A 7,395-nucleotide genomic window follows, 5' to 3' on the forward strand; every position below is an offset into this window, starting at 1 on the left:
GGCGCCGGGAGGACAATCATGAAGATTCTGAAACTCGCGCTGGCTGGCGCGGTATTCTCGATGGCTGCCGCAGGATCGGCGGCGGCGCAGGACGGCAAGACCGTCGGCGTGTCGTGGTCGAACTTCCAGGAAGAGCGCTGGAAGACCGACGAGACGGCGATCAGGCAGGCGCTGGAAGCCGCCGGCGCCACCTACATTTCGGCTGACGCACAGTCGTCGGCCTCCAAGCAGCTGACCGACGTGGAGTCGCTGATCTCGCAGGGCGCGGACTCGCTGATCATCCTGGCGCAAGATTCGGCCGCCATCGGCCCGGCCGTGCAGGCCGCCGTCAACAACGGCATCCCGGTCGTCGGATATGACCGGCTGATCGAGAACCCGGACGCCTTCTACCTGACCTTCGACAACAAGGAAGTCGGCCGCATCCAGGCGCGCGAAGTGATGAAGGTCCAGCCGGAAGGCAATTACGCCTTTATCAAGGGCTCCGCCGCCGATCCGAACGCCGATTTCCTGTTTTCCGGCCAGATGGAAGTCCTCCAGGAAGCCATCGATTCCGGCAAGATCAAGAATGTCGGCGAGAGCTACACGGACGGCTGGCTTCCGGCCAACGCCCAGCAGAACATGGAACAGATCCTGACCGCCAACAACAACGAGGTCGACGCGGTCGTCGCCTCGAATGACGGCACCGCCGGCGGCGCCGTGGCCGCCCTCGAGGCCCAGGGCCTGGCCGGTTCCGTGCCGGTCTCCGGCCAGGATGCCGACTTCGCCGCGCTGAACCGCATTGCCCGCGGCACGCAGACGGTTTCGGTCTGGAAGGATTCCCGCGAGCTCGGCAAGCGCGCCGCGGAGATCGCCCTGGATCTGGCCGACGGTACGGCCATGAACGAGGTCGAGGGCGCGGAAGCCTGGTCCGACGGCCCGAACGGCACCGAGATGCAGGCGATCTTCCTGAAGCCGGTGGCGATCACCAAGGACAACCTGCAGACGATCATCGACGCCGGCTGGGTGTCGAAGGACGTGGTCTGCCAGGGCGTCGAGGCCGGTTCGGTCCCGGCCTGCAGCTAGGCCTAGACGACAGGACGGCCGCTCCCCTGAAGGGGGGGGCGGCCTTTCGCCCTTCGGCCCGCAGGGCCGCCCGGCCACCGGCCCGGCGCTTCCCCCGTGGCCGGTTTGGGTGCAACAATCCAACAGGACTGCGCTGACCGCGTTGCCCCGGACCGACGGTCCGCCGGGCCCCGTGTAACGGCGCCACTCCGCCAGGGAGGCAAGCATGAGCCAGTCGGCATCCGAACCCAGCGTCGGCGCGCGCGCGTCGACGAGCGGGGGCCTGTCCCGATTCATCCGGGCCACCGAGGTGGATACCCGCATGCTGGGTATGGTCGGCGCGCTTCTGGTGATCTGGCTGGTCTTTCATGTCCTGTCCGGCGGCATCTTCCTGACGCCGCGCAACCTCTGGAACCTGACCGTCCAGACCTCGTCCATCGCGGTGATGGCGACCGGCATGGTGCTGGTCATCGTCACCCGCAACATCGACCTGTCCGTCGGCTCGATTCTCGGCTTCACCGGCATGGCCATGGCCGCGCTGCAGGCCAACATCCTGCCGGAGATGCTCGGTTACGGCAGCCCCTTCACCTGGATCCTCACCCTGGCCGTCGGCGTCCTGATCGGTGTCGCGATCGGCGGCCTGCAGGGTTACATCATCGCCTTCCTGGGTGTTCCGGCCTTCATCGTGACGCTGGGCGGCCTGCTGATCTGGCGCGGCGGCGCCTGGTGGCTGACCTCCGGTCGTACGGTCGCGCCGCTGGACGACACCTTCCGGCTGATGGGCGGTGGCGCAGAAGGCTCGCTGGGCGAGACCTGGACGTGGATCCTCGCGGTGCTTGCCAGCCTCGCCGTCGTCGCCTCGCTGGTCTTCGTGCGCAAGCGCCGCGTGCGGTTCGGCTTCCCGCGGCGGCCGGTCTGGGCCGAGGTGACCATCGCGGCGTTCACCACCTTCGTCATTCTCGGCGCCGCATGGATCGTCAATGCCTATGAATGGCCCTCGGCGATCGCCCGGCGCTACGCCGAGTCGACCGGCATGGAAGTACCCGAAGGCGGGCTGCATATCGGCTACGGCGTCGCGGTCCCGGTCCTGATCGCCATCGTCGTCGGCATCGTCATGACGTTCGTGACCCAGCGCACCCGGTTCGGGCGCTACGTCTTCGCCATCGGCGGCAATCCGGAAGCCGCAGAGCTCGCCGGCATCAACACCCGCTGGGTCGTCATGAAGGTCTTCATGCTGATGGGCGGCCTTGCCGCCCTCGGCGCGGCGATCTCGACCGCCCGCCTCAACGCCGCCACCAACGCCCTGGGCACGCTGGACGAATTGTACGTCATCGCAGCAGCCGTCATCGGCGGCACGTCGCTCGCCGGCGGTGCCGGCACGATCATCGGCGCGATGCTCGGCGCCCTCGTCATGCAGTCGCTGCAGTCGGGCATGGTGCTGCTGGGCGTGGATTCGCCGCTGCAGTCGATCGTCGTCGGCGCCGTCCTGATCTTCGCCGTCTGGATCGACACCGTCTACCGCAGGAGGGCCGCATGAGCGCCACCCAGGAGTCCATCCCCGCACACGCCGCCGGCGACGGCGTCGACCACAGCGGCCCGCCGCTGGTGGACATGCGCGACATCTCGATCGCCTTCGGCGGCATCCACGCCGTCGACGGCGCGACCCTAGATCTGTATCCCGGCGAAGTGGTGGCCGTGCTGGGCCACAACGGTGCCGGCAAGTCGACGCTGATCAAGATCCTGTCGGGCGCCTACAAGCGCGATTCCGGCGAGATCAATGTTCGAGGCGAGCCGGCCACGATCACCAATCCCCGCGATGCCAAGGCCTACGGCATCGAGACGATCTACCAGACCCTGGCGCTGGCCGACAATGTCGACGCCGCGGCCAACCTCTTCCTGGGGCGCGAGATCCTCACCCCCTGGGGCACGCTCGACGACGGCGCCATGGAGGCCGAGGCCCGCAAGGTGATGGGCCGTCTGAACCCCAATTTCCAGCGGTTCAAGGATCCGGTGAAGGCGCTGTCCGGCGGCCAGCGCCAGTCCGTTGCCATCGCCCGCGCCATCCTCTTCAACGCCAAGATCCTGATCATGGACGAGCCCACCGCGGCGCTCGGCCCCCAGGAGACCGCACAGGTCGGCGAGCTGATCAAGGAGCTGAAGAAGGATGGCATCGGCATCTTCCTGATCAGCCACGACATCCACGACGTCTTCGACCTCGCCGACCGGGTGGTGGTGATGAAGAACGGCCAGGTGGTCGGCGGCGCGAAGACGGCGGACGTCACCAAGGACGAGGTCCTCGGCATGATCATCCTCGGCAAGTGCCCGCCCGGAGCGACGCCCGGCCCGGGTGCCATGCGCGAATAGGAGCCGCGTTGGCGCGTGCGACGCATCGCGCGCTCCCGACGGCGAGCGCGCATGCCCAGATCGGCCGGGTGCGGCCACAGCCATCCGCCCCGAAAAGCGTTTGCGACTGATTGACGTCCTGCGGCGGACAGCGCGGCTGGCGCTCAGTCCGCCATGGCGGCCCGCAGCGCCGGATAGAGCCTGCGATAAAACAGATAGGCTTCGTCGAAGGCGCGGGCGTGGGTCGGGTCCGGCCGGAACCGGCGGGCGATCGGCGGCTCGGTCATGACCGTCTTCGGATCGTTGCCGGTCGCCGCGCACAGGCCCAGCCGCGCCGCGCCGAAGGCGGCGCCGAAATCGCCCGCCTCGGGCAGCGCGATCTCCGTGTCCAGCACCGTCGCCATCAGCTGCAGCCAGTAGGCCGAGCGCGACCCCGCGCCGACGGCGATGAGCCGTTGCGGCCGTGCCGCTTCGCCGCCCGCTTCCAGGCAATCGCGCATGGAGAAGGCGACGCCCTCCAGGACGGCCCGGGTCATCGCCTCGCGGTCGGTGCCCGCCTCCAGTCCGGCGAAGACGCCGCGAATGTCGGAATCGTTGTGCGGCGTGCGCTCGCCGGACAGATACGGCAGGAAGGTCAGCCGGCCGGGCGCCTGCACCGTCTCGCCGAGCGCACCGGTGAGCACCCCCGGCTCCTCGTTCAGGATCTGCGACAGCCATTCCACCGAGCCGGCGGCCGACAGGGTCACGCCCATCTGGTGCCAGAGGCCGGGAATGGCGTGGCAGAATGTGTGCAGCGCCGTCTCCGGCGCCGGCTCGTAGCCCGCACTGGCGGTGAACAGCACTCCCGAGGTGCCGAGCGACAGGAAGCCGGTCCCCGGCTTGGCCACGCCGACGCCGCAGGCCGAGGCGGCATTGTCGCCGCCGCCGCCGGCCACCACCGTGCCGGCCGTCATGCCGAAGCGGGCGGCAAGCTCCGGGCGCAGGCCGCCGGAGACGTCCGTGCCCTCGACCAGGCGCGGCATGTGGTCGAGCGACAGCCCGGTCTTTTCCAGCATGCGCGTCGACCAGTCGCGGGCGCCCGTGTCGAGCCAGGCCGTGCCCGCGGCATCCGACATCTCCGAGACCGCCTCGCCTGTCAGCCACAGCCGCAGATAATCCTTCGGCAGGAGCACCCGGCGCAGCCGCGCGAAGATCTCCGGTTCATTGCGCGCGACCCAGACGATCTTCGGCGCCGTGAAGCCGGGAAACACGATGTTGCCGGTGATGGCCCGCGATTCCTCGTCGTCGAGTTCGGCGGCCTCCTCGTGGCTGCGGGTGTCGTTCCACAGGATGCAGGGGCGCAGGACGGCCTCGTCCGCATCGAGGAGCGTGGCGCCGTGCATGTGGCCCGACAGGCCGATGCCGGCCACGGTGACGAGCGCGTCGCCATGCTTCGCCGCGAGTTCGCCCAACGCCGTCTCGCAGGCCGCGATCCAGCTCTGCGGGTCCTGCTCCGACCAGCCGAAATGCGGCCGCTCGACGGTGAGCGGCACCGAGGCCGAGGCGACGACGCGCTGGTCCTCGCCGATCAGCAGCGCCTTGAGCGAGGAGGTGCCGAGATCGAGGCCGAGATAGTGGGTCATGGAGCGTCCTTCATCTGCTGCCCGCCTAGGCGGATTCGTCAAGCTTCCGCCTAGCCGCCGCGGCGAGAAAGCCCGACCGTGTCAGCCCGTGCCGCGCAGCATAGGCGTCAATTTCCGCCAGCTCGTCGGCGGCGATGGTCACGTTGACGCGGACGGAACGCGGTGCCCTTCGCGGTGCCGCCACCAGGATGGCGACGCCGTCGCGATTGCCGCGGTCCGTCATGACGGATTCCAGCGACGAGGGAGAAGGCAGGGCCGCCGCCTCCAAAAGCATGCCTTCCAAGTGCAGTCCCAGCGCTTCCCCGGCCATCGCCCGGGCTTCGTCGAGGGTTCGTCCCGCCGTAACGCAGCCCGGAAAGTCGGGAAAGGAAACGCCGAAATCGCTCTCGCCGTCCTTGTGGATGATCGCGATATAGTCGCTCATCTGGCTGTCCTCAGTACGATCCCGGCCTGTTTCTCGATGCTCCGCAGGGTGCCGATCGGCAGATCGCGCCTGGGATGGGGCAATGTCACGAGGCCAGGCTTCGTCGGATGCTTCAGCTGGGCATGGCTGCCTCGCCGACGGACTTCGCGCCATCCGTCGGCAAGCAGGGCGGCGAGGATGTCGCGACACTCCATGTGTATGAATACACACTATCGCTCGCCACCCTCAAGCCCTCAGACGTAGCGGTTGACCACGCCTTCGAGATATTCCTGGCGGCCCGAACGCGGCTGCGGGTCGAGGCCCAGCGCCCGCTCCGCGACCGCTTCCAGGCTGCGCTCGCCGGCCAGCACCGCCTTGCCCTCGCCGCCGTCCCAGCCGGCATAGCGTTCGCTGACCGGCGTCCGCAGCGCGCCATCGGCCAGCATCCGCTCGGCCGCCAGAAGACCACGGGCGCAGGCGTCCATCGAGGCGACATGGGCGATCAGGAGATCGTCCGGATCGATCGACTGGCGACGGATCTTGGCGTCGAAATTCAGCCCGCCCGTGGTGAAGCCGCCATGCTGCAGCATCTCGTGGAAGACCAGCGCCAGTTCCTTCACGTCCATCGCGAACTGGTCGGTGTCCCAGCCCAGCAGGTCGTCGCCGCGATTGACGTCGAGCGAGCCGAACAGATCGTTGGCATAGGCGTAGCGCACCTCGTGGTCGAAGGAATGGCCGGCGAGGATGGCGTGGTTCTGCTCGAGGTTGAGCTTCACCTCGCCGACGAGATCGTATTTCTGCAGGAAGGCGAAGACCGCTGCCGCGTCGAAATCATACTGGTGCTTGGTCGGCTCCTTCGGCTTCGGCTCGATCAGGATCGGGCCGGAAAAACCGATCTTGTGCTTGTAGTCGACGAGCATGGAGAAGAACCGGCCGAGTTGGTCCAGCTCGCGCTTCATGTCGGTATTCAGCAGGGTCTCGTAGCCCTCGCGTCCGCCCCAGCAGACATAGTTCGCGCCGCCGAGGCGATGGGTGGCATCGAGCGCCGCCTTCACCTGCCCCGCCGCATAGGCAAAGACGTCCGGATCGGGATTGGTCGCAGCGCCCGCCATGTAGCGGCGGTTGGAGAAGAGATTGGCGGTGCCCCAGAGCAGCCGCACCTTCTGGCTTTCCATCTTCTCGGCGAAGATGTCGGTGATCGCCTTCAGATTGTCGTTGGATTCGGCCAGCGACGCGCCTTCGGGGGCCACGTCCACGTCGTGGAAGGTGAAGAACGGAACGTCGAGCAGCCGGAACATCTCGAAGGCGACATCGGCCTTCTGGCGGGCCAGCGCCAGCGGGTCGGCGCCATGCATCCAGGGGCGCTGGAAAGTCTCGCCGCCAAAGGGATCCCCGCCGGGCCAGGTGAAGGAGTGCCAGTAACAGGCGGCAAAACGCAGATGGTCTTCCATCCGCTTGCCCATCACCTGCCGGTCCTTGTCGTAGAACCGGAAGGCGAGCGGGTTGGTCGACTGTTCGCCCTCGAAGGCGACCGGGCTGGCAAGATCGAAGAAGGATGCTTGGGACATGGGATTTCCTGATTGCCGGGCGTTGCCGCCCGCTTGACTGGCGTCGGGATCAGACGCGGGCGATTGAGGCGGGATGCACGCGGAGGGAGGCATGCCCCGCGGCCACTTCGCCGGCCACGAGGCTGCCGAGGGACGGCCGCCATGTGGCGCCGTCCGGCCGTGCTCCGGATGTGGTGGTCATCGCATCCTCCCCAGGCCGGCGCGAACGCGCTGGCACAGCGCCTTCGCAGCGTCTCTGCCACCATTATCGCGCAGGCCGGCGCAGTTTTGAAGTACGCACCTCAAAAATTCGCGACGCGCCGTCCACCCCAGGGCAATCGGGTGAAGAAGGTGATGACAAGCGGCTGAAGAGCTGAATCTTTCGAACTCCTCTGATTCTTGCGGGAGGAGATTTCGATGGTGGAGAGCGATGGCGATT

General features: G+C 67.7%; 8 protein-coding genes. 3 read left to right on the forward strand and 5 right to left on the reverse strand.

Annotated elements, in window-relative coordinates:
- The first annotated feature begins 18 nt into the window (after positions 1-18).
- The 3 genes from xylF to VQ042_RS14300 all read left to right on the forward strand — a co-directional run bounded on the left by xylF (position 19) and on the right by VQ042_RS14300 (position 3,405).
- Positions 19-1,062 (forward strand): D-xylose ABC transporter substrate-binding protein, encoded by a 1,044-nt coding sequence (gene xylF, locus VQ042_RS14290; protein ID WP_442880090.1) that lies wholly within the window; start codon positions 19-21, stop codon positions 1,060-1,062.
- Between the two features lie 205 nt (positions 1,063-1,267).
- Positions 1,268-2,578 (forward strand): sugar ABC transporter permease, encoded by a 1,311-nt coding sequence (locus tag VQ042_RS14295; RefSeq protein ID WP_331820392.1) that lies wholly within the window; start codon positions 1,268-1,270, stop codon positions 2,576-2,578.
- The gene (locus tag VQ042_RS14300; protein WP_331820395.1) at positions 2,575-3,405 is read left to right on the forward strand and encodes an ATP-binding cassette domain-containing protein; all 831 of its coding nucleotides are present in this window, start codon (positions 2,575-2,577) and stop codon (positions 3,403-3,405) included. Before VQ042_RS14295 ends, VQ042_RS14300 begins: the two co-directional genes overlap by 4 nt.
- Positions 3,406-3,548: 143 nt before the next feature.
- On the opposite strand, the gene xylB is transcribed toward VQ042_RS14300, so the two are convergent.
- Genes xylB through VQ042_RS14325 form a run of 5 tightly spaced genes read right to left on the reverse strand, consistent with a single transcriptional unit; the run spans position 3,549 to position 7,158 of the window.
- On the reverse strand, positions 3,549-5,006 hold the full coding sequence (gene xylB, locus VQ042_RS14305; protein WP_331820397.1) for a xylulokinase: 1,458 nt from the start codon (positions 5,004-5,006) through the stop codon (positions 3,549-3,551).
- Positions 5,007-5,031: 25 nt separating this feature from the next.
- Positions 5,032-5,430 carry a type II toxin-antitoxin system HicB family antitoxin gene (locus VQ042_RS14310; RefSeq protein ID WP_331820399.1) on the reverse strand — a complete coding sequence of 133 codons (399 nt, stop codon included), beginning with the start codon at positions 5,428-5,430 and terminating at the stop codon, positions 5,032-5,034.
- A complete protein-coding gene (locus VQ042_RS14315) occupies positions 5,427-5,624 on the reverse strand; it encodes a type II toxin-antitoxin system HicA family toxin (RefSeq protein WP_331820401.1) in 198 nt (65 codons plus the stop codon). Before VQ042_RS14315 ends, VQ042_RS14310 begins: the two co-directional genes overlap by 4 nt.
- 39 nt (positions 5,625-5,663) lie before the next feature.
- Positions 5,664-6,977 carry a xylose isomerase gene (gene xylA / locus VQ042_RS14320; protein ID WP_331820403.1) on the reverse strand — a complete coding sequence of 438 codons (1,314 nt, stop codon included), beginning with the start codon at positions 6,975-6,977 and terminating at the stop codon, positions 5,664-5,666.
- Between the two features lie 49 nt (positions 6,978-7,026).
- Positions 7,027-7,158 (reverse strand): hypothetical protein, encoded by a 132-nt coding sequence (locus VQ042_RS14325; RefSeq protein WP_331820405.1) that lies wholly within the window; start codon positions 7,156-7,158, stop codon positions 7,027-7,029.
- Between the last annotated feature and the right edge of the window lie 237 nt (positions 7,159-7,395).

Origin of the sequence: Aurantimonas sp. A2-1-M11 (assembly GCF_036549475.1) — a bacterium.
Taxonomy (GTDB): domain Bacteria; phylum Pseudomonadota; class Alphaproteobacteria; order Rhizobiales; family Rhizobiaceae; genus Aurantimonas.